The sequence below is a fragment of the Rothia mucilaginosa genome (assembly GCF_901875305.1).
Lineage (GTDB): Bacteria > Actinomycetota > Actinomycetes > Actinomycetales > Micrococcaceae > Rothia.
The window spans coordinates 262,288-281,525 of sequence record NZ_CABFLY010000004.1 but is presented as its reverse complement, the minus strand read 5'-3'; the positions used below and the strand labels follow the sequence as shown (position 1 = coordinate 281,525).

Here is a 19,238-nt window from a genome sequence, read left to right as displayed (position 1 = left end):
ACCGCTCAGCCAGCAGAAAGCCCCGCACACCGCACCCGGGAGTCATTCCGAGGCGTGGTATGCGGGGCTCATCGCATGCGCTTGCAACAGCCAAAAAGCGAGTGCAGAGTTTCGTCAGAGGGCTCCTAGAAGCGGCGGCCACCCACGACGGGCCACACACCGGCCAGGAACACGCCGCTCACCACAGCGGCCATCAGCTGCAGCATCAGCATCGTGTTACCCGCGCCGGTGAAGGCCGAAAAGACGCCCAGCACCTGCACCGCGGCGGACACGCCGGTCAGCGCAAGCCAGGTGTTCTTGGGGCGCTTACCTGCGAACTCGTAGGCGTTGGCCGGCGCGGTCCACGCACGGTACAGCGCCAGAACGCCAATCATGGCCCCGACGGCCGACAGCAGCACGTTAATCAGAAAGGTCGCGTAGAGGACCAGGACAATAGGAGACATCGTATTCCTTCACTCGAGCGGCCGTGTAGCCGGGTACCCAGTACCCTAGCACACTACCGTAGCTAACGGTGCCTTATCGAACGGCTTTGAAGGCCTCGACCAGATCATTGTAGAGGTCATCGACGTTCTCAATACCCACGGACAGGCGCAACATCGACTCGGGAATCGACTCCGGCTCGCTACCGTGACGGCGGCGGCGCTCCACGAGAGACTCCACGCCGCCGAGGGAAGTGGCGGGGGTCCACACCTTCAGTGCCTCAACCACGTTGCGGGCCCCTTGCGCGTCGGTGTCCAGCGTGATGCACAGAATCGCGCCGAAGCCGGACATCTGCTTCTTCGCCACCTCGTGGCCGCGGTGGCTCTCAAGGCCCGGGTAGCGCACCTCCGCGACGAAGGGGTGCTCGCTCAGACGCTCAGCCAGCACCTGCGCGTTCTGCACCGCACGCTCCACGCGCAACGCCAGGGTGCGCAGGCCGCGCAGGCCCAGCCACGCCTCCATGGGGCCAGGGATTGCGCCGTTGGTGATGCGGTAGTGCAACATCGCCTTGTGCAGCTCCTCGTTTGAGGTGAGGGTCATGCCCAGCAGCACGTCCGAGTGGCCAGCCAGGAACTTCGTGGCCGAGTGCACCACAACGTCGGCGCCCAGGTCGAGCGGACGCTGCAGAATCGGGGTAGCGAAAGTGTTGTCCACAGCGGTCACGACGCCCAGACGGCGGGCGGCGGCAAGAATCTCGGGGAGGTCTCCCACCTCGAGCATGGGGTTGGTGGGGCTCTCGAGCCAGGCCAGGACCTTCGGGGAGGAGTAGTTCACGTTTTCCGGAGTCACACCGGCACGGGATGCGGCGTCGTCCATGGCGGCGATGACGCTGGCGGTGTCCTCAATGTCCACGCGCACCAGCTCGATGATACCGCGGCGCTCCAGGTCCTTGCACAGGGTCACGGACGCCATGTAGGCGTGCTTAGGAATCAGGACGATAGCGCCCACCGGCACCAGGTCAATCACGGAGGAAACGGCGGCCATGCCGGAGGGGAACAGCAGGCCGGGCTGGGAAGCGTTCTCCAGCTTAGCGACAACCTCTTCCATGCCCTCCCAGGTCGGGTTCGAGAAACGGGCGTACACACGGTCGTGCTCAAGGTCAACGGCGTCCACGCCGCGGTAGGTGGAAGTCAGAACAATCGGGGGGTTCACCGGCGCATCGTGCTCGTGGGCGGGACGGCCACCGGCGACTACATAGGTTTCAGCGGAATAGTTCATGTCATGGTTATCTGCACTCATGCCTTTAAGCCTGGCACACCGGGGCGTCGAACGCATACCTCATCCGGTACTTTCCACTCAGGATTAACACGCTTTTTACGCAGAGGCACCGCGCGAGCCCCATGCGAAGGCCGTTACGGGTCTCGCCGGCAGGCCGTCGAAAAGCCAGCGGACTGAGGCGGAGGGTTCCAAAGGATTGCGAAGGGCTACCGACGCGCACCACAGGCTAGCAATGAACCCGGTACCCTTAAGGGGTGATGGATACTCTCAGCTACACGCCTCTCCCCGCTCCCGAGACCCCCGATTCCGCGAATCCCGCCAACCGCCGCGGGCTCTTCATCGTGGTCGAAGGAGGCGACGGCGCCGGCAAAACCACCCAGCTCACCCTGCTGGATGAGACGCTCCGCGCCCGCGGCTACCGGGTCGTCACCACCCGAGAGCCGGGCGGCACCGAAATCGGTGAGAAGCTACGCGCCCTCGTGCTCGAGGCGGGCCAGGGTGCCATCGACGACCGCACCGAGGCGCTCATCTTCGCGGCCTCCCGCGCCGCGCACGCGGCCCAACTGATTCGCCCCGCGCTCGCCGAGGGAGCGATTGTGCTCTGCGACCGCTACATCGACTCTTCCGCCGCCTACCAGGGCGTGGGCCGCGGCCTCGGGGTGAACACGATTGTTGACCTGAGTCGCTGGGCCACCGCAGACCTGGTGCCGGACGCAACCCTGCTTCTGAGCGTGCCCCTGCGCTCCGAGCAGGAACGCATGACCGAGCGCGGCACTGTGGACCGCATCGAGGCCGAGGGCGCCGAATTTAAGGCGCGCATCCACTCCGCCTTCGAGCGGATTGCCCGCGAGGATTCCAACGGTTCGCACTGCATCGTCGACGGTGTAGGCACAATTGAAGAGGTGCACGCTCGCGTCCTTGAGGTAGTGAAGCCGTTGCTGAGCCAACGTATTCTTGACCGCTCCGCCGCGCCGCGAGTGACCGATCCGAAGGCCGAGGGGGATGCATGAGTCTGTGGGATTCGCTTCTGATTCCTGAGCGTGAGCGCGACCAGCTGCGCCGCGATGCCGCGTCCTCTCGCCCGACCCACGCCTGGCTGTTTACGGGCGCGGTCGGTGCGCCGCATCGCGAGGCGGCCAAGGTGTTTGCCGCGGCTCTGCTCTGCGAACAGCCCGAACCTCAGAACCGCGGATGCGGTGAGTGCAAGGGCTGCGTGACCGTGATGAGCGGTTCGCACGCGGACTTCACGCACTTTAGGACCGAAGCCACGAACATCAGCATTGAGGAGGCTCGCGAGCTGGTCATGAAGGCCCAGGACCGCCCGACAGTGGGCCGTTGGCGCGTGATTCTGCTCGAGGACACCGAGCGCATGCCCGAGCGCACCTCGAACGTGCTACTCAAGGCCATCGAGGAGCCGCCCCCGCACACCATCTGGCTGCTGACGGCCCCCTCCCCCACGGATGTGCTGGTCACGATTCGCTCGCGGTGCCGTCCGGTGCAGTTGCCGGTGCCCTCGGAGGAGCAGGTGCACGGGTATCTGCTCTCGCGCGGTGTGGCCGACCCCCTGGCTCACCGCGCGGCGCGCCTGGCCCTGGGCGACGCCGAGGAGGGATACCGTCTGGCCACCGATGAGCAGGCCATGGCTCGCCGAGAGATGACCACCTCCCTCATTCTGAACGTCCGTTCTATTTCTTCGGCCTTTAGCGCGGCAGAAAAGCTCACCGACCTGGCAGAACAGGACGCCCAAGCGGTCTCTGCCGTGAAGGATGAGCGGGAGTACGCCGAGCTGATGGCTCTGCTGGGCATCCGCGAGGGCGAGCGCGTGGCCCCAACCCTGCGTGCCCAGGTGCGCCGGCTTGAGGACCAGCAGAAGCGCCGGGCCAAGCGCGTGGCCTCCGATACGCTGCTGCGTTCGGTGGCTCAGGTGCAGACCGTACTTCGCGATGCGCTGACGCTCTCCCTTTCGGCACAGTTGCCGCTCATTAACGAGCACCTGCGCGAGCCGCTGACCGCGTGGTGCGAGCGCCGCTCCCCCGAGCAACTCCTGCAGGACGTGCAGGCGGTGGAGATTACCCTGCGTCGCCTGCGCACGAATGCGAACGCGCGCCTGGCTCTTGAGGCACTCATGAGCCGCTTCGTCGCGTAGAGCCGCAAAAAAGGCGGGGACCGCTATTCAAAGAACGTTTGTTCTCTAAATAGCGGCCCCCGCCTTTTATACAGCGATTTCTCCGCCCGGTACCGCACGCTCGTGTTAGCCCGGGCGAACTGGACCCGCCTAGTTACGGAAGCCGTGCACCGGCGAGGGAATGCGGCCGCAGCGGGCGATAAACGCCTCCGCACTCGGGGTGTGCGTGGGCATGACCGGTGCGCGGCCCAGCAGGCCGCCGAACTCGACCATGTCGCCCATGCCCAGGCCCACAGCCGGGATAACGCGCACGGCGGTGGTCTTGTGGTTCATCACGCCGATGGCTGCCTCGTCGGCAATCATGGCCGAGAGAGTTGCAGCAGTGGTATCGCCGGGAACAGCTACCATGTCCAGGCCGACGGAGCAGATGGCGGTCATGGCCTCGAGCTTGTCCAGGGTAATCTGGCCTGCGGCGGCGGATTCGATCATGCCGATGTCTTCAGAGATCGGGATGAAAGAACCGGAGAGACCACCGACGTTCGAGCAGGCCATGAGGCCGCCCTTCTTGACCGCATCGTTGAGCAGCGCGAGGGCCGCGACGGTGCCGTGGGTACCGACGGTTTCCAGGCCCATCTCCTCGAGGATGTGAGCCACGGAGTCACCAATCTCGGCGGTGGGTGCCAGCGAGAGGTCGATGATGTTGAACTGCACGCCCAGGCGCTCGGCGGCGAGGGTGCCGACCAGCTGGCCCACGCGAGTAATTTTGAAGGCCGCTTTCTTAATCTCTTCTGCGCAGGTGTCGAAGGATGCTCCGCGCACCTTCTGCAGGGCGCGGTGCACCACGCCGGGGCCGGAGACGCCCACCGAAATGGTGGTATCGGCCTCCTGCACGCCGTGGAATGCGCCGGCCATGAAGGGATTGTCGCTGACGGCGTTGGCGAAGACCACGAGCTTGGCACAGCCGAAGCCGTGCGCCTCCGCGGTCAGGTCGGCGGTGGCGCGGATGGTTTCACCCATGAGCTTGACGGCGCTCATGTTAATGCCGGCGCGGGAGGAGCCGATGTCCACAGAGGAGCAGACCACGTCGGTCTCTGCGAGCGCTCGCGGGATGGAGCGAATCAGCTTTTCGTCGGCGGGGGTCATGCCCTTATCGACGAGGGCGCTGAAGCCACCGACGAAGTTCACGCCCACGGCCTTGGCCGCTGCGTCGAGGGTGCGAGCGAACTCCACGTAGTCCTCGTCCTCGGATGCACCGGCCACCAGTGCAATGGGGGTGACGGCGATGCGCTTGTTGACAATCGGGATACCGAGCTCGGCTTCGATGCCTTCGCAGACGCTCACGAGGTGTGCCGCGCGGGAAGTAATCTTCTCGTAGATTTTGCGGCGGGCTACTTCGCCGTCGGAGTCGGCGCAGTCGAGCAGGGAGATGCCCATGGTGACAGTGCGGATATCGAGTTTTTCTTCCTCGATCATGCGGATGGTTTCGAGAATATTGCTGTTCATCATGATGGCCGCCTAGAGGGTGTGCATTGCCTTGAAGATGGACTCGGCCTGAATACGAATCTGCACCCTCTGCTCGTGTTCGACGCCGACCATGGCTTCCTGCAGGTCGATGAGGTTCTGCTCGTCCCTGTTAAAGGAGCAGTGCATAATCATGGTGAAGTATTCGCCCATGATGGTCTGGGAGACGTCCAGGACGTTGACCTTGCGCTCAGCCAGGGCGGTGGTGACCGCGGCGATGATGCCCTCGTGGTCGATGCCTGTAACAGTGATGATAATCTTCACGGTGTTCTCCTTGGGGATGGTGCAAATACTGATGGCGGATGCGCTCAGTTTCCGCGGCGGATGGGCTCACCCGGGTTTTATGCATAGAAGAACATGTCTATGCATACTTATACCAGCAATTATAGGTTACCCAAACCACAGATAACAGGAGGGCGCCCGCTATTTCATGAAGCCACACCCACACCTGCAAAACCTGAGAATAAAAATCCGCGGCTTCCCCGATAGATACAGGTATCGAGGAAACCGCGGATTCTTATAAGTTTGTATGTCTATAACCTCTAGCGAGACTTAGACATTAAACGTAGGAGGCGATATACAGTTCGCCGCTGCCGCTTAGCACGGCCTCGGAGGGCTCACCCACGTGCAGTACCGACTCGGTGGCGCCTAGCACGAACTCGTCCGTACCGTTGCCGTCCTTGGCCTGAATCGTCACCTGACCCGCGACGCTCAGGGCGGCGCTAATACCCTGGAAGGTGTAGTTCAGCGACTTACCCGCTTCAATGCGAACACGGGTCACGCTCATACGCTCATCCCACATGGCGTAGGTGCCCAGGGGGCCATCCTCGGGGTTGGGGCGCTGGATGACGGGAGCGTCCTGCTTCTCACCGAGCACCTTGATGAGCTCCTCGGTATCGATATGCTTGGCGGTCAGGCCGGCGCGCATCACGTTATCGGAGGGGTTCATCAGCTCAATGGCGGTACCCGAAACGTAGGCGTGCACCTGGCCGTCGGGGGTGAAGGCAGATTCACCGGGGGCAAGGTGCACCAGGTTCATGACGAAGGCCACGAGCAGGCCGCGGTCGCCGGGGTACTTGCCGTCCACAATCCGCACGAGCTCAGCAGCGTCGGCTACCACTTCGTTCGGTGCGCCCAGCAGGCCGGGGGCGGTGTTAACCAGGTGCTGTACTGCGGCGGAGGCGGTCTCCTGAGGCAGGCGGATAATCTCGGTCAGAAGCTGCTTGGGGCTGAGCTCTGCACGCTCCTCCAACCAAGTGGCGCCAAATGCGGCGGCGAGGGTCTTGAGCTGTTCGACGGGGCGCACACCGGTGAGCACACGCATCGGGCTCAGCGCGATAACGGTCTCGGGCTTGGAGTAGCGGTCCTTGTAGTTGCGGAAGGGCGCGTCAATCGCGATCCCGCGCGCCTGCTCGTCCTCGAAGCCAGCGATGGCCTGCTCGGGGGTTGGGTGCACCTGAATGGACAGGGGAGCGTCAATCGCAAGGATTTTAAAGAGGAAGGGGAACCAGTCGGAGGTTCGATCCGGGCGCAGGAATCGGGAGGGATTCTCCACAATCAGTTCGTTCAGCGGGGATTCGACGCCGTCCACCGTGGCGCGCGAGGGTGCGGCCGGATGCGCACCCACCCACACCTCTGCTTCGGGCTGTTCGGTGGGTACGGGCACGCCACGCATACGTCCTAGAATTTCGCGTGAACCCCACGCATAATTCTGAATCTGGTTTTTAAGGGAAAAAATCTCACCCATGGGGAAAAATACCTCTCGCTGGGGGCTGTTTGATGTAAGTGACGTGATAAAAAACCCATATATTCAGCGGAATTTATAAGGTTTTACCTGCCCATTATAGGGGCTTTACAGACTTCTTTACCGCTAAAATAAAAGGCGTGACTACTATTAATCTACATGACTCATTCAAGGCGTACGACGTGCGTGGCATCGTCGGCGAAACCATTACTGCAGAGACTGTTCGCGCTACCGGTGCGGCATTTGTCGATGTTCTGGGACTGCAGGGCCAGACCGTCTTGGTCGGTGGCGACATGCGTCCCTCCTCTCCCGAATTCATGGATGCATTTGCCCAGGGTGCAACCGCTCGCGGCGCAAACGTTGAAAAGATCGGTCTGATCTCTACCGACGTTCTCTACTTTGCGTGCGGTGTTGAAAATGCTGCCGGTGTTACCTTTACCGCTAGCCACAACCCTGCCGAATACAACGGCATGAAGATGGCTAAGGCTGGCGCCGTTCCGGTGTCTTCCGAAACCGGTCTGTTTGATATCCGCGACCAGGCACAGAAGTACCTGGATGCTGGCGAGATTCCTTCGGTTGAGAAGGTCGGCACCGTGACCGAGAAGGACATCCTCAAGCCTTACGCAGAGTACCTGCGCAAGCTCGTGGACCTCTCCTCCATCCGCCCGCTGAAGGTCGTGGTGGATGCCGGTAACGGTATGGGTGGTATGACCACCCCCGCCGTTCTGGGCGACACCATCCTGCCGGGCCTACCCCTGGAGATTGTTCCCCTGTACTTCGAGCTGGACGGTACCTTCCCGAACCACCCGGCCAACCCGCTGGAGCCGGCCAACCTGGTCGACCTGCAGAAGGCTGTTGTGAAGCACGGCGCCGACATCGGTCTCGCCTTCGACGGCGACGCCGACCGTTGCTTCGTGATTGACGAGAAGGGTAACGCAGTGACCCCCTCGGCTGTGACCGCCCTGGTGGCTGAGCGCGAGATTGCTCGCGCCAAGGCTGATGGTAACGCTGAGCCCGTCATCATCTACAACCTGATTACCTCGAAGGCTGTGCCCGAGCTCGTGGAGAAGCTGGGCGGCCGCGCCGTGAAGACCCGCGTTGGTCACTCTTTCATTAAGGCTGTTATGGCCAAGGAGAACGGCGTGTTCGGTGGCGAGCACTCCGCTCACTACTACTTCAAGGACTTCTTCAACGCTGACACCGGTATGCTGGCCGCTATGCACGTGCTGGCAGCTCTGGGTGGCGGCGACGAGCCCCTCTCCGAGATTAGCGCGAAGTACTCCCCGTACGTTGCCTCCGGCGAGATTAACTCCGAGATTGAGGACAAGGCTGCTGCTGTGGACCGCGTGCGTGCACACTACGCTAACGCTCCCGTGGTCATTGAGGACTCCGACGGCACCACCTTCACCAACACCGAAGAGGGTTGGTGGGTTAACCTGCGTCCGTCGAACACCGAGCCTTTCCTGCGCCTGAACCTTGAGGCACCGGATGTTGCGACTATGGAGCGCGTCCGCGACGAGGTTCTTGCTCTGGTTCGCCAGGGCTAAGCACCAGCTAACTACTAAAAATCCCGCCCCGCAGAATATTTCTGCGGGGCGGGATTTTTATTTTGGGTTCTAAAAACCCGGCTAGGTTCTTCTGTCTAAGAGCAGAACTTAGCCGGGTTTAAGAAACCTAGCGGACGAGCCGGCTTACGGGGTTTTTACGCCTCGCGTGCCTGGTCGTGGAGCATCCACTGGTCCGGGCCGAAGATCTCGTAGTTGATGTTCTTACCGGGGACGCCCGCATCCACCAGGGCGGAACGCACGCCCTGCATGAAGGGCAGCGGGCCGCAGAGGTACACGTTGGCGTTGGAGGGAACGTCCAGCTTGGAGACGTCGACGCGGCCGGTGTAGTCGCCGCCCTCGCCCTCGATGAAGGAGATGAGGCGCGCATTCGGCAGCTTGCCGACGAGCTCGACGAGCTCTTCACGCAGGGGCCAGGTATCCAGACGGCGGTCAGCGTGAACCACGGTCACGGGGCGGGTCGAGCCCTTCTCAACCAGCTCGGAGAGGAAGCTGAGCATGGGAGTGGTACCGATACCTGCGGAGAAGAGGTACAGGGGTGCCTCGGGGTCGCCGAAACCCTCCAGGGTCAGGTCGCCGTAGGGGTTGGAGAGCTCAACAACGTCACCGACCTTCAGCTCGTGCAGGATGGAGGTCATCTCGCCGTTGGGGTCGAGCTTCACGCCGATGCGGCGCTGGTTCTTCTTGCTGGGTAGCAGGGTGTACTGGCGTGCCTGGCGCAGACCGTCACGTGCGGGAACGGTGATGGAGATGTACTGGCCACCCTTGGACTCGGTCATGGGGGTGTCATCGGCGGGCTCGAAGGTCAGCACGACGACGTTCTCACCGGTCTCCTTGCGGTCCACGACCTTGAAGGGTGCGCGGGTTACGTCGTTGGCCTGAGAAGCGTACAGGCCCTTCTCCAGCTTGATGAGGGCGTTACCCATGAGCCAGTAGACCTCGGTCCAGGCGTCAACGATTTCGGGGGTTGCCAGGTCGCCGAGGTTAGCGGCAATAGCCTCGAAGAGGTACTTGTAGACGGTGGGGTACTCTTCTTCCTTCAGGCCCAGGGAGGCGTGCTTGTGGGCCACGCGGGAGAGGACCTCGTCGGGGTAGGAGTCGGGGTGCTCAACAATGTAGGAGGCGAACACGGCGATGGAGCCAGCCAGTGCACGGGGCTGGGTGCCTTCGAGCTGGGAGGAACGGGAGAACATGCCGTCCATCAGGTCGGGACGGGCGGCGAACATTCGACGGTAGAAGTCGGGAGTGATGTCGTTAATGCGCTCGGCGATGATGGGCAGCGTTGCCTCAATAATGGGACGGGACTTTTCGGAGAGCATCGGTGTGTGCCTTCTTCCTGTAACGGTCACCCATGGGAGCCGGAAGCGTCGCGAGCCGGCGTTGATGACGGCCACGAGGTGTACCGAGGGTCGCTCCGTTGGTGACAAAGTGTTTATAAAACACCCCCACACTAGCACCTCGACCCTTGTTTACGTTTTCTCAGGGCGTACCGTGTAGCGGGGACAACCCGTACCGCAGGCACTTAAGGTTTGTTACGACTCGAAGTATCGACTGTGTAAGACACTATATATTTGCGTCAAAGATGAGAATTTTGCGATTGACTAGCGACAGTACATGCATAAAAATTCCGTCATGAATATATATTTCCACGAGATAATTGACGCAATGGAAAAATAGTGACTCTACTTACATTTTTATATCGCGAGCTCAAACCTGCACATTTTCGAAAATAGTGCACGTTCACGGCCTCGGGGGATTCGTCCCACAACCAACCTGCAAGACTCCCCATTGAGCCCTCAAAAACCTACGAACGAGCAGGAATCGCGTCCTCCGGAGGGGTCATCCTAAGCTCCAGAAGAATCGGGCCCACCGGACTAGCACCGGCCGTCAATTCGGTAATCGTCACTGAATCCACAGCAGCATAGAAAGCTTCCCGAGCGCGCGCCAACACATTGCGCAAGCGGCAGAACTTATCTAGAGGGCAGTGGCCATTCTCATCCTCACACTCAATCATGGGGATATCGCCTTCAGTAGCGCGAAGAATAGTACCAACCGTCACCGAACGCCCAGATTCCGAGAGCATCACGCCCCCAGCCCGACCGCGCGTCGAGTCCAGGTACCCCTGATTCACCAAGAAAGCCACTGCCTTCGCCACATGGTTATAGGGGGTGTCCACACCCTCCGCAATCTTCTGGGTCGAAAGCTTTTGTCCCGGCTCCAGAGCAGACAGGAGCATCAACACGCGCAGCGAGACATCTGAGAAAGCTGTCAAACGCATGGATACTCCTTTCACCACTTGTCCTCAGCAGGAAACCCATAGGGCATCCGGCGGCATATACACCACGCCGGAGGGCCGAGGCACATTAAAAACATACACAGGCATTGTATCGACGTGCCCCAAGAGCCGAAAGTTAGAGACCTACCCCCACTCGACCGGAAGGCCTCCAAATATTTCTTAAGCCCGTTCGCATTATCTTTTGCGGTGTATAGCTTTACATTTCAAAATATACGCACCGACACACGGCATATAGGCAAGGGGTGGAACCTCAACCGAGATTCCACCCCTTCAGCCGCTCAACACGTTAGCGGTTCAGTCCTGTGGCTTAGTCCTCCAAGGACTTGGCCAGAGCATCACGCTGCTCGCGGACCTCAACCGGTAGCTTGTCGCCGAACTTAGCCAGCCACTCGTCAATACCGGGAAGCTCAGCAGCCCACTCATCCTTAGAGACAGCCAGGGCTGCACTCAGCTCCTCGTCGGAGATCTTCAGGCCGGTCAGGTCCAGGTCCTCCTTGGTGGGAACGGTGCCCAAGAAGGTCTCCTGGCCACCGGCCTTGCCATCCAGACGGTCGAAGATCCACTTCACAACACGCGAGTTCTCGCCGAAGCCGGGCCATGCGAAACCACCATCGGGAGTACGGCGGAACCAGTTGACGTAGTAAATCTTCGGCATGTTCTCTGCGCCGTGCTTCTTACCCAGGTCAATCCAGTGCTGGAAGTAGTCACCGGCGTTGTAACCGATGAAGGGCAGCATAGCCATCGGGTCGCGGCGAATCACACCGACAGCGCCCTTAGCAGCCGCGGTGGTCTCCGACGACAGAGTGACGGCACGGAACACGCCCTGCTCCCAGCTATCGGACTCAGACACCAGCGGAACGGTGGTCTTGCGGCGGCCGCCCAGAACGATGGCACTCAGCGGCACGCCCTCGGGATCGTAGTACTCGGGAGCGAGCATATCCACCTGGGACGCGGGAGTGCAGAAACGGGAGTTCGGGTGAGCTGCCGGGCGACCGGACTCGGGAGTCCAGTCCTTACCGGTCCAGTCAATCAGGTGTGCGGGAGCCTCGTCGGTCTTGCCCTCCCACCAGACCGAGCCGTCGTCGGTCAGAGCAACGTTGGTGAAGATAGTGTTGCCCTTGGCGATAGCCTTCATAGCGTTCGGGTTGGTGGAGTAACCGGTGCCCGGTGCCACGCCGAACAGGCCGGCCTCGGGGTTGACCACGCGTGCCTGGTGGTTCTCATCGAACTCAATCCAGGAGATGTCGTCACCGACCATCTCGGCCTTCCAGCCTTCAATGGTCGGGTCCATCATGGCGAAGTTGGTCTTGCCGCAAGCCGAGGGGAACGCCGCAGAAATGTAGCGGACCTTGCCCTCGGGGTTGGTGACCTTCAGGATGAGCATGTGCTCTGCCATCCAGCCCTCGTCGCGACCAATGACGGATGCAATACGCAGTGCATAGCACTTCTTGCCCAGCAGCGCGTTGCCGCCATAACCGGAACCGAAGGACCAAATTTCGCGAGTCTCGGGGAACTGGACGATGTACTTCTCGGGGTTGCAGGGCCAGGAAACGTCCTTCTGACCGGGCTCCAGGGGTGCGCCAACGGAGTGCAAGGCCTTGACGAAGAAGCCATTAGTTTCGTTCAGCTTAGCCAGAACGTCCTTGCCGATGGTTGCCATGATGCGCATCGAGCACACGACGTATGCGGAGTCGGTCAGCTCAACGGCAATCTTGGGCTTCTTCGCCTTCAGCGAGCCCATGACGAAGGGAATCACGTACATGGTGCGGCCACGCATCGAGCCCTCGAACAGGCCGGTCAGAGTCTTCTTCATTTCGACGGGGTCACGCCAATTGTTGGTCGGGCCAGCGCCCTCTTCGGTCTCAGAGCAGATGAAGGTGCGCTCCTCGACACGTGCTACGTCGTCGGGGTCGGAGAAAGCAGCGTAGGAATTCGGGAATTCGTGATCGCTCAGACGAACGAAGGTTCCGGCGTCCACCAGCTCCTGCGCAAGGCGATCATATTCTTCCTCGGAGCCGTCCACCCAGTAGATGTGGTCGGGCTGCGTCAGCGCGGCAACCTCGCGAACCCATTCCAGAAGACCCTGGTGGGTAGTGGGTGCGCCCTGCAGCTCCTTTTCGAGTTCGGCAGAGAGAGTACGAGTTGAGGTGTCAGCCATTGACGTTTTCCCCTTCAATCGGTAAATACCGCGGATACTACGTCGATCCGCGATAGGTCTGCGGTAGCGAAGAAGCAGTTAAAAACTACAAGCGTGCAAATGACGGTAGATATGCACGCTTGGACAGAAGCCACTTCCTCGTGATGCTTACAGAATATCGCATTAATGACTCAAACACCCTTCTACGATGTTATTTCTCACGTTCTGCCCGTCACACCGATTGGATAGGGATTCGGTGAGGCGTCGACCAGGGCGAATAGGTCAGGGATGCACCCGCCCCCTACATGAGAACAGCATGGGGATTTGATTCGGAAATTCTACGGGTCCGGGAAGAGGGGCGCATGAGGCGTTTAGGGCGCCATCGAGGTTCTACGCTCCCCCATTTTGGGGTACCGCAAAAATATTTTAAAAAATTTTTCTCAGGTCAAAAACCCCGGAATCTCGCGGGAAAATAGGGCATAACCAGGTTTTAACACTCACAAATCGGAGCCTTCTGGAGTTTTTCGACTTGCAGGCTCTTCGAAACCCTCGTATAGTATTACCTGTTGCCGCGGCGGGTTGAAGAAATCCGAAGCGAGGAACATGCGCCTGTAGCTCAACGGATAGAGCATCTGACTACGGATCAGAAGGTTGGGGGTTCGAATCCCTTCGGGCGCACCACCGATCCCCGGTTCTTCGGAACCGGGGATTTTTTGTATCCCTAACAAAACCGCCCTACCTCCGCCCCGGTTACGGACGCACCAACCGCATCCACACCAAAAATTCGCATTTCATCCGCATAATATGACGTGCTCCGGCGCACACCGATGAAAAAACGCATAGGATGGAAGAAAGACCCTCGACGCCCAAGTTGGGGATACACCTCATGCAAAGGAGCATCATGGCTCAGTTATCCATCCCGCAATCCCTCATAGGTGCGCTTATCGATATTGCAGATCTAGGAACACTCGACTACTTCGCCCCCAGCGAGCGCTGCGCCCACTGGGCCCTCTACAACGATCAGCGCCACGAGCTACTCTGCCCCTGTTCCCCCGCCGAAGTGCCGGGCGTTGAGAAGCTCTTCGAAAGCGCCGCAAAAATTCTTTACGAAAACTTCCCGCGCTACATCGATACACCTGAGCAAATTATTCCGTACACCTCGCGCCAGGAGCTCATAGCTGCCCTCCTGCGCGGAAACCATGCCGAAGAAGGCCCTGAGGACACCGGCGCAGAGGCCCCCACCGCAGAAACCGTGACCGAAGCTGGGGAGACCGCCGTACACAACGACGAAGAGACGAGCGCGCCGGCCGAAGCAACCGCACCGGTCGCAGAGCAACCTAAACCCGTCCCCTCTCCCGCGCTGATAGCTCGCCGCGCCCGCGCGGGAGCCGAGCAGGGGACTTCCGGAGAACAAGTACCCGAGGAGAAGACCGTCACTCCCTCGGAGGCCCCCAAACCCAGCGCACCCAAACCCAGCGCACCCAAGCCTTCCGTTGCCCAATTCACGGCGCCCAAGCCTACTCCGCCGAAGCCCAGCGCGCCCACACCGGTTGCCTCCGCGCCCCTCGAGACTCCCTCCGAAACGCGCCCGGCCGCCCCGAAGCCCTCGGCACCCGCTGTCCCCGCGGCCCCCTCACCCGGCATGTTCCGCAAAGCCACGCTCACCTACCGCCCGCCGCAGATCGAGGAGTACCTGCAGGGCCTGCGCGCCCGGCAACAGGCCGCAGAACAGGAAGCAGAGCAGGAAGCCACCCCGGGAAACATCACTCCGGATGTCCCGAATACCCCGGCACCGATGCCCGTGCCTTCCGCCGGAACCGCGCCGGCCACATCTGAGGTGGCCGCATCCGCGGCTCCCGCCCGCCCCGCAGAGGTCACCGCGGAGGATCGCGAGCGCACCTACCGCATCCGTCCCGGGCTGCGTCAGCGTATGGAGCGCGAGGGACTCAGCGAGGATCTCGTGCGTACCATCCTGGGCGAGGGTATGGCAGAACGCGTCAACGACTGGACGATTCGCTTCAGGTATGACGACTATCGCGTGGACGTCAACACCGCCTCCGCCGAGCTAATCACCGTCGTCGACGAGTACGAAGCCGAATGCAACGACGGGGACAACGCGCCCCTGGCCCACAGTGAGTACACCCCGCTCAGCGCCCTCGAAATGGCCTTCAGCGAGCGCGCCCGAGTCTTCCTCTCAAAGAACCCCGAGTTCGTCTTCGACCTTATGGTCCGCACGCTCGAAAACCCCGAGAGCGTGCGCATGGGTGAGGGCTGGACCCGCATCTACGCCGCGGAGGGGCTGGAGCTGACTATCTCCCCGGATCAGCGGACCGTGCTCTCCCTGACCAAGACCCCCGATTTCCAGGCCCTGCACGCCGAAGTCATGCGGCGCGCGCAGATTAAGGATCTCAGCGACGCCATTAACCGGCAGGCCGAGGCCGCCACGTCCGAACAGTACAAGCACCAGAACACTCAGGAGGAGAAGTAATGTCAGCCAAGCAGATTACCGTTCCCCTCGAGGTGTACGTGCGCCTGCAGGAACTGGCCTCCCTGGCCGGCTACAGCTACCGCGAGGCGGAGGATGGCGAAGCGGCAGAGCGCATCTGGGACCTGACCAATGACGAGGGCACCTCCCTGCTCGATGAGCACGGCGCAATCCGTCCCGAGGCCGCAGAGCTCTACTTCACTCTGATGCCTCTCATCGCCCACGAATTCGTGCAGCAGCAGCAGGCTCTCGTGGAGGCCTACCGCAAGACTCCCAAGCCCGCCGCGGCACGCGCCAAGATTCGCCCCTCCAATCAGCGGCTCATTCCGCTGACGGAGGTGCCGCTCGAGAATCAGCGTATCGCCGCGCGTATCGAGCAGGAGTTCTACGGCGAAGTGCCGGAAAGCCGCCGCATCTACGGGGTACTGCCCGGAGTCATGGATTACATGATGCGCCACGACCTCGGCTACCCCCTGCTACTGGAGATTATTGAATCACCCGAAAGCGTAGTGCGCGAAGAGACCGCCGAGGAAAACCGATACGGCCGCGAAGTCACCCTCTACACCCACGAGGATTTAGGCTACCAGGTTGTACTCAACCCCCTCACCGTGGAGGTTCTGGCTCTGCGCCCGCTCAAGGCCTCAGCCGGCGGCTACCAGCTCTCTCCCGATGCTCAGAGCCAGCTCAAGGCCCTGGGCCTGACGAGCGAATACATTACACGTATCCTGGATGAGGCCGATAACCGCCAGCCTATTCCGGGTACGAGCCGCACCGTGTATTCTCTCAACGGGTACCAGGTGGAGTTCTCGCACTCCGAGCAGCAGGTCATCCGCATTGCACGCGGTGTCGCCGCGAACCGTAACCCCTTTGAGTCTCAGCCGCGCATGAGCGGACGCAAGCGTCAGCGCGGCCGCAAGATTCCGCATGACGTGGACGAGTTCGTCCAGCTGCTACAGGAGCACGGATTTACGGTGACGATGGGCGGTAAGCACTACGACATCCGTCACGAGGCGCTGGCTCCGGGGCAGAAGGCTGTCACGTCGGTGACTCCCTCCGACTCGCAGCGTTGGCACTTGAATTCTGCGCGCCAGATTCGTAATACTTTCGGCATTGACCTGCGCTACGCTGATCCGCGCGATAGTGTGCGTGGCATTGTGCAGGGCACCAACCCTGCCAACAACTCCGCAAAGGATGCGCTCCCGGCGGAGGACTCCGTATCGGAGAGTAGCGCGGGGACCGAATAGACCACACGTATAGATCGGGCCTGTAGGCCCGGTTCGGTACACGGTGCATGTTAGGCTGTGCGTCCGTCGTAGGAGCGGGGTTCGGGACTGTACTCCCGATGCCCCGCCCCTGCGTCTTTATGCCTTCCACGGTATTTATTTGCACGCCGGGGCAGGAGTAAATGACGGGTCTTTCCCCGCATGTCAAAGGCTCAACGGGTAGACTGGAAACGAGCCATCCGTGCTCTTCAGCATAAAAATTAATATGCGTTCCCGCAGGATGCGTGACGCTAGAGTTCGGGTTATCACACCGGTGGGGTTAATACCGGCCCCTACCTCTACAATAGAAACGCATCACTACAGAAGAAGGAGAACGTATGGGCGTAACGATTAAGGTCACTGACGAAGCAGGCGAACACTACGATATTCAGTGGGAAGACCACCACACCCTCCTGGAAACCCTCCAGGCTAACGGTGTGCCGGTCCTCGCCACCTGCGGCGGTAACGCATCTTGCGCAACCTGCCATGCCTTCATTGACCCCGAGCACTACCCGGCTTCCGGTGAGCGCACCGAGGCCGAGCAGGATTTGCTCGACATGGTTGATGATGTCGCAAACGAATATTCCCGCCTGTGCTGCCAGGTTGAGTACGCCCCCGGTATGGACGGAGCAGAAATCCAAATGCAGGCGGCGATGTAACAATGTTTAAATCGGCTCAGGTACTCGCATCAACCACCCTCCTCTGCGGCGTGCTCGCGCTCAGTGGATGCGGCGCGCACCAGGCCGGTCAGGATGCAGAGGGCACCTCGGCACACCCGAGTGCCTCCGCATCGGTGAAGCCCGGCACGATTCGTGTGGCCTCCGAGAGCCCTAGCGCTTCGGTGGCCCCGGGCTCCATCACAGTTGTCAACAGTGCTTCCCCGGAGCATGGGGAGTCTTCCTCCGCTCATTCTGAGGACTCTAGCTCGGAGAATCACGAGCATTCGTCGTCTTCAGGTGAGGCAAAGCACGAGGATTTTCCTCCGGAGAAGGGCGAGAGCAATAACGGCGAAGACCGTAGCGGTTCCGATTCCGGGAACCATCAGGATTCTTCGTCGGATTCCGGTTCTTCTTCCTCAGATTCGGGTTCGAATTCCTCGGGCGGCAGTAACGGTGGTAGTAATAGCGGCGACTCGAACCGATCCGATAACTCCGGCAAGAAGAATGCTGAGGGGCCCGCGCAGTGCACCATGGACGATTTGAATGTTTCGGTTGCCGTGACGGATAACTCTCCCGGTGCGCGCACTCTCACGCTGTACTTCCAGAACTTCACCGATTCGCCGTGTTCCCTGCGCGGTTACCCGCGCGTGATTTACGCTGATTCTTCGGGTAATTGGGTGGGACGCGAGGCTTCTAACTCTTCCGAGTTTATGAACCCTGCCGGTGTGACCGTCGCCCCGGGTGATAGCACCACGGTGGTGATGCGTTCGGTCAATCCGGATCGTTTCGGCAATAATTGTGGCGCGCGGCAGGTGGAGGGCTTCCTGGTGGGTCTCACTGGCGACCGGAACGGCGTCACGGTCCCCTTTGATACGACGGCTTGTTCCTCTTCGGTTCCGCAGCTGTCCGTGGGCCAGTTTGGTGCACGCTAACGTAGCGTTTCAGGGCTAGAACCGGTTGCGCGTATATACATATAGTTCAAGGGCGGTTCCCATCTTTGTGGGGAATCGCCCTTGAACTATATCTCAACCTAAAGCTTATTCTAGAACTGAAGGTTATGCTGTGTTTTCGCTCGTTTTAGACGGAGCGGGTGACGTCCTCGTGACCAAAGCGCACGGGGCGATCGTAGCCGGCGGGGAGGCCGTGGCCAATGTTGACCACCAGGAAGGGCTGCTCGTTAGTACCGGCCAGGAATTCCTTCTTCAGGCCTTCAAAGTCTGCGCCGGTCATGGGGCCGGCGTCTAGGCCGAGGGCGCGAATCGCGGTGATGAAGTAGCCTGCCTGAACGTGTGCATTGAGGTCGGCGGTGGGCTTGGCCAGGTTTTCGTCAGCGTAGTAGCCCTTAATGAACTCCGCGGAGCGGGGGTTGAAGGTGTCGGCCTTCTCGACCCAACCGTGGTCTGCCGAGAGCAATGCAATCATGGGTGCGGATTCGGCTTTGGGCTTGTTGCTGTCCACCAGGTAGGAGATGAGGTGCTCGCGGGCTTCGGGGCTCTTGATCCAGGTGATGCGTAGGGGCTGGCTGTTGAAGGCGCTGGGGCCGTAGAAGGTGAGCTCCTGGATGCGGTGCAACTGTTCGTCGGTGACGGGCTCGTCGGTGAAGGAGTAGGCGGTGCGAGGCTCGTGGAAGAGTGCGACGAGCTGTTCTTCATTTAGGCGGGTCATGTTGGTTCCTTTACTGAGTTCCCAAATTATTTTACGGGTAAAATATTATGGGGCCTGCATGTTACCTGTCAAGCCATCATC

General features: G+C 60.8%; 16 protein-coding genes and 1 tRNA gene. 8 read left to right on the top strand and 9 right to left on the bottom strand.

Translation table 11 applies throughout. From position 1 onward, the window contains the following. Positions 1-125 precede the first annotated feature (125 nt). Positions 126-443: a DUF2516 family protein gene (locus JX292_RS06585; protein WP_204862781.1), complete on the bottom strand. Its 318-nt coding sequence runs from the start codon at positions 441-443 to the stop codon at positions 126-128. 73 nt (positions 444-516) lie between these two features. Beyond that, positions 517-1,719: a trans-sulfuration enzyme family protein gene (locus JX292_RS06580; protein ID WP_204862779.1), complete on the bottom strand. Its 1,203-nt coding sequence runs from the start codon at positions 1,717-1,719 to the stop codon at positions 517-519. A gap of 236 nt (positions 1,720-1,955) precedes the next feature. On the opposite strand from JX292_RS06580, the gene tmk reads away from it, so the two are divergent. Further along, positions 1,956-2,708 carry a dTMP kinase gene (gene tmk / locus JX292_RS06575; protein ID WP_204862777.1) on the top strand — a complete coding sequence of 251 codons (753 nt, stop codon included), beginning with the start codon at positions 1,956-1,958 and terminating at the stop codon, positions 2,706-2,708. Next, positions 2,705-3,844, top strand: coding sequence for a DNA polymerase III subunit delta' (locus tag JX292_RS06570; RefSeq protein ID WP_204862775.1), 1,140 nt, complete (start codon positions 2,705-2,707; stop codon positions 3,842-3,844). Before tmk ends, JX292_RS06570 begins: the two co-directional genes overlap by 4 nt. Before the next feature lie 129 nt (positions 3,845-3,973). Here the strand turns inward: JX292_RS06570 and JX292_RS06565 are convergent, their stop codons facing one another. The 3 genes from JX292_RS06565 to manA all read right to left on the bottom strand — a co-directional run bounded on the left by JX292_RS06565 (position 3,974) and on the right by manA (position 7,091). Further along, the gene (locus JX292_RS06565; protein WP_204862773.1) at positions 3,974-5,329 is read right to left on the bottom strand and encodes a PFL family protein; all 1,356 of its coding nucleotides are present in this window, start codon (positions 5,327-5,329) and stop codon (positions 3,974-3,976) included. A 9-nt stretch (positions 5,330-5,338) separates the two neighbouring features. Next, a complete protein-coding gene (locus tag JX292_RS06560; protein WP_204862771.1) occupies positions 5,339-5,608 on the bottom strand; it encodes an ACT domain-containing protein in 270 nt (89 codons plus the stop codon). 295 nt (positions 5,609-5,903) lie between these two features. After that, positions 5,904-7,091, bottom strand: coding sequence for a mannose-6-phosphate isomerase, class I (gene manA / locus JX292_RS06555; protein WP_204862769.1), 1,188 nt, complete (start codon positions 7,089-7,091; stop codon positions 5,904-5,906). A gap of 137 nt (positions 7,092-7,228) precedes the next feature. On the opposite strand from manA, the gene JX292_RS06550 reads away from it, so the two are divergent. After that, the gene (locus JX292_RS06550) at positions 7,229-8,635 is read left to right on the top strand and encodes a phosphomannomutase/phosphoglucomutase (protein WP_204862768.1); all 1,407 of its coding nucleotides are present in this window, start codon (positions 7,229-7,231) and stop codon (positions 8,633-8,635) included. Between the two features lie 155 nt (positions 8,636-8,790). Here JX292_RS06550 and JX292_RS06545 read toward each other — a convergent pair whose 3' ends face one another. From JX292_RS06545 to JX292_RS06535, 3 genes are all read right to left on the bottom strand, one after another. Then, positions 8,791-9,972, bottom strand: coding sequence for an FAD-binding oxidoreductase (locus JX292_RS06545; protein ID WP_204862766.1), 1,182 nt, complete (start codon positions 9,970-9,972; stop codon positions 8,791-8,793). Between the two features lie 485 nt (positions 9,973-10,457). Further along, positions 10,458-10,931 (bottom strand): RrF2 family transcriptional regulator, encoded by a 474-nt coding sequence (locus JX292_RS06540; RefSeq protein ID WP_204862764.1) that lies wholly within the window; start codon positions 10,929-10,931, stop codon positions 10,458-10,460. Positions 10,932-11,256: 325 nt separating this feature from the next. Beyond that, on the bottom strand, positions 11,257-13,107 hold the full coding sequence (locus JX292_RS06535; protein ID WP_204862762.1) for a phosphoenolpyruvate carboxykinase (GTP): 1,851 nt from the start codon (positions 13,105-13,107) through the stop codon (positions 11,257-11,259). 584 nt (positions 13,108-13,691) lie between these two features. On the opposite strand from JX292_RS06535, the gene JX292_RS06530 reads away from it, so the two are divergent. From JX292_RS06530 to JX292_RS06510, 5 genes are all read left to right on the top strand, one after another. Then, positions 13,692-13,767 (top strand) — tRNA-Arg (locus JX292_RS06530). Positions 13,768-13,987: 220 nt separating this feature from the next. Then, on the top strand, positions 13,988-15,574 hold the full coding sequence (locus JX292_RS06525) for a DNA repair protein (protein ID WP_204862760.1): 1,587 nt from the start codon (positions 13,988-13,990) through the stop codon (positions 15,572-15,574). Beyond that, positions 15,574-16,815 carry a cell wall biosynthesis glycosyltransferase gene (locus JX292_RS06520; RefSeq protein ID WP_204862758.1) on the top strand — a complete coding sequence of 414 codons (1,242 nt, stop codon included), beginning with the start codon at positions 15,574-15,576 and terminating at the stop codon, positions 16,813-16,815. Before JX292_RS06525 ends, JX292_RS06520 begins: the two co-directional genes overlap by 1 nt. 356 nt (positions 16,816-17,171) lie before the next feature. After that, positions 17,172-17,492: a 2Fe-2S iron-sulfur cluster-binding protein gene (locus JX292_RS06515; protein ID WP_204862756.1), complete on the top strand. Its 321-nt coding sequence runs from the start codon at positions 17,172-17,174 to the stop codon at positions 17,490-17,492. Positions 17,493-17,494: 2 nt separating this feature from the next. Next, positions 17,495-18,424: a DUF4232 domain-containing protein gene (locus JX292_RS06510; protein ID WP_204862754.1), complete on the top strand. Its 930-nt coding sequence runs from the start codon at positions 17,495-17,497 to the stop codon at positions 18,422-18,424. A 145-nt stretch (positions 18,425-18,569) separates the two neighbouring features. Here JX292_RS06510 and JX292_RS06505 read toward each other — a convergent pair whose 3' ends face one another. Continuing rightward, on the bottom strand, positions 18,570-19,157 hold the full coding sequence (locus JX292_RS06505; RefSeq protein WP_204862752.1) for a malonic semialdehyde reductase: 588 nt from the start codon (positions 19,155-19,157) through the stop codon (positions 18,570-18,572). Positions 19,158-19,238 lie beyond the last annotated feature (81 nt).

Coding starts and splice junctions, on each gene's coding strand:
- JX292_RS06535 (WP_204862762.1), bottom strand. CDS start 13,107: ATGGCTGACACCTCAACTCGTACTCTCTCTGCCGAACTCGAAAAGGAG.
- JX292_RS06545 (WP_204862766.1), bottom strand. CDS start 9,972: ATGCTCTCCGAAAAGTCCCGTCCCATTATTGAGGCAACGCTGCCCATC.
- tmk (WP_204862777.1), top strand. CDS start 1,956: ATGGATACTCTCAGCTACACGCCTCTCCCCGCTCCCGAGACCCCCGAT.
- manA (WP_204862769.1), bottom strand. CDS start 7,091: ATGGGTGAGATTTTTTCCCTTAAAAACCAGATTCAGAATTATGCGTGG.
- JX292_RS06510 (WP_204862754.1), top strand. CDS start 17,495: ATGTTTAAATCGGCTCAGGTACTCGCATCAACCACCCTCCTCTGCGGC.
- JX292_RS06570 (WP_204862775.1), top strand. CDS start 2,705: ATGAGTCTGTGGGATTCGCTTCTGATTCCTGAGCGTGAGCGCGACCAG.
- JX292_RS06540 (WP_204862764.1), bottom strand. CDS start 10,931: ATGCGTTTGACAGCTTTCTCAGATGTCTCGCTGCGCGTGTTGATGCTC.
- JX292_RS06505 (WP_204862752.1), bottom strand. CDS start 19,157: ATGACCCGCCTAAATGAAGAACAGCTCGTCGCACTCTTCCACGAGCCT.
- JX292_RS06585 (WP_204862781.1), bottom strand. CDS start 443: ATGTCTCCTATTGTCCTGGTCCTCTACGCGACCTTTCTGATTAACGTG.
- JX292_RS06525 (WP_204862760.1), top strand. CDS start 13,988: ATGGCTCAGTTATCCATCCCGCAATCCCTCATAGGTGCGCTTATCGAT.
- JX292_RS06580 (WP_204862779.1), bottom strand. CDS start 1,719: ATGAGTGCAGATAACCATGACATGAACTATTCCGCTGAAACCTATGTA.
- JX292_RS06515 (WP_204862756.1), top strand. CDS start 17,172: ATGGGCGTAACGATTAAGGTCACTGACGAAGCAGGCGAACACTACGAT.
- JX292_RS06520 (WP_204862758.1), top strand. CDS start 15,574: ATGTCAGCCAAGCAGATTACCGTTCCCCTCGAGGTGTACGTGCGCCTG.
- JX292_RS06565 (WP_204862773.1), bottom strand. CDS start 5,329: ATGATGAACAGCAATATTCTCGAAACCATCCGCATGATCGAGGAAGAA.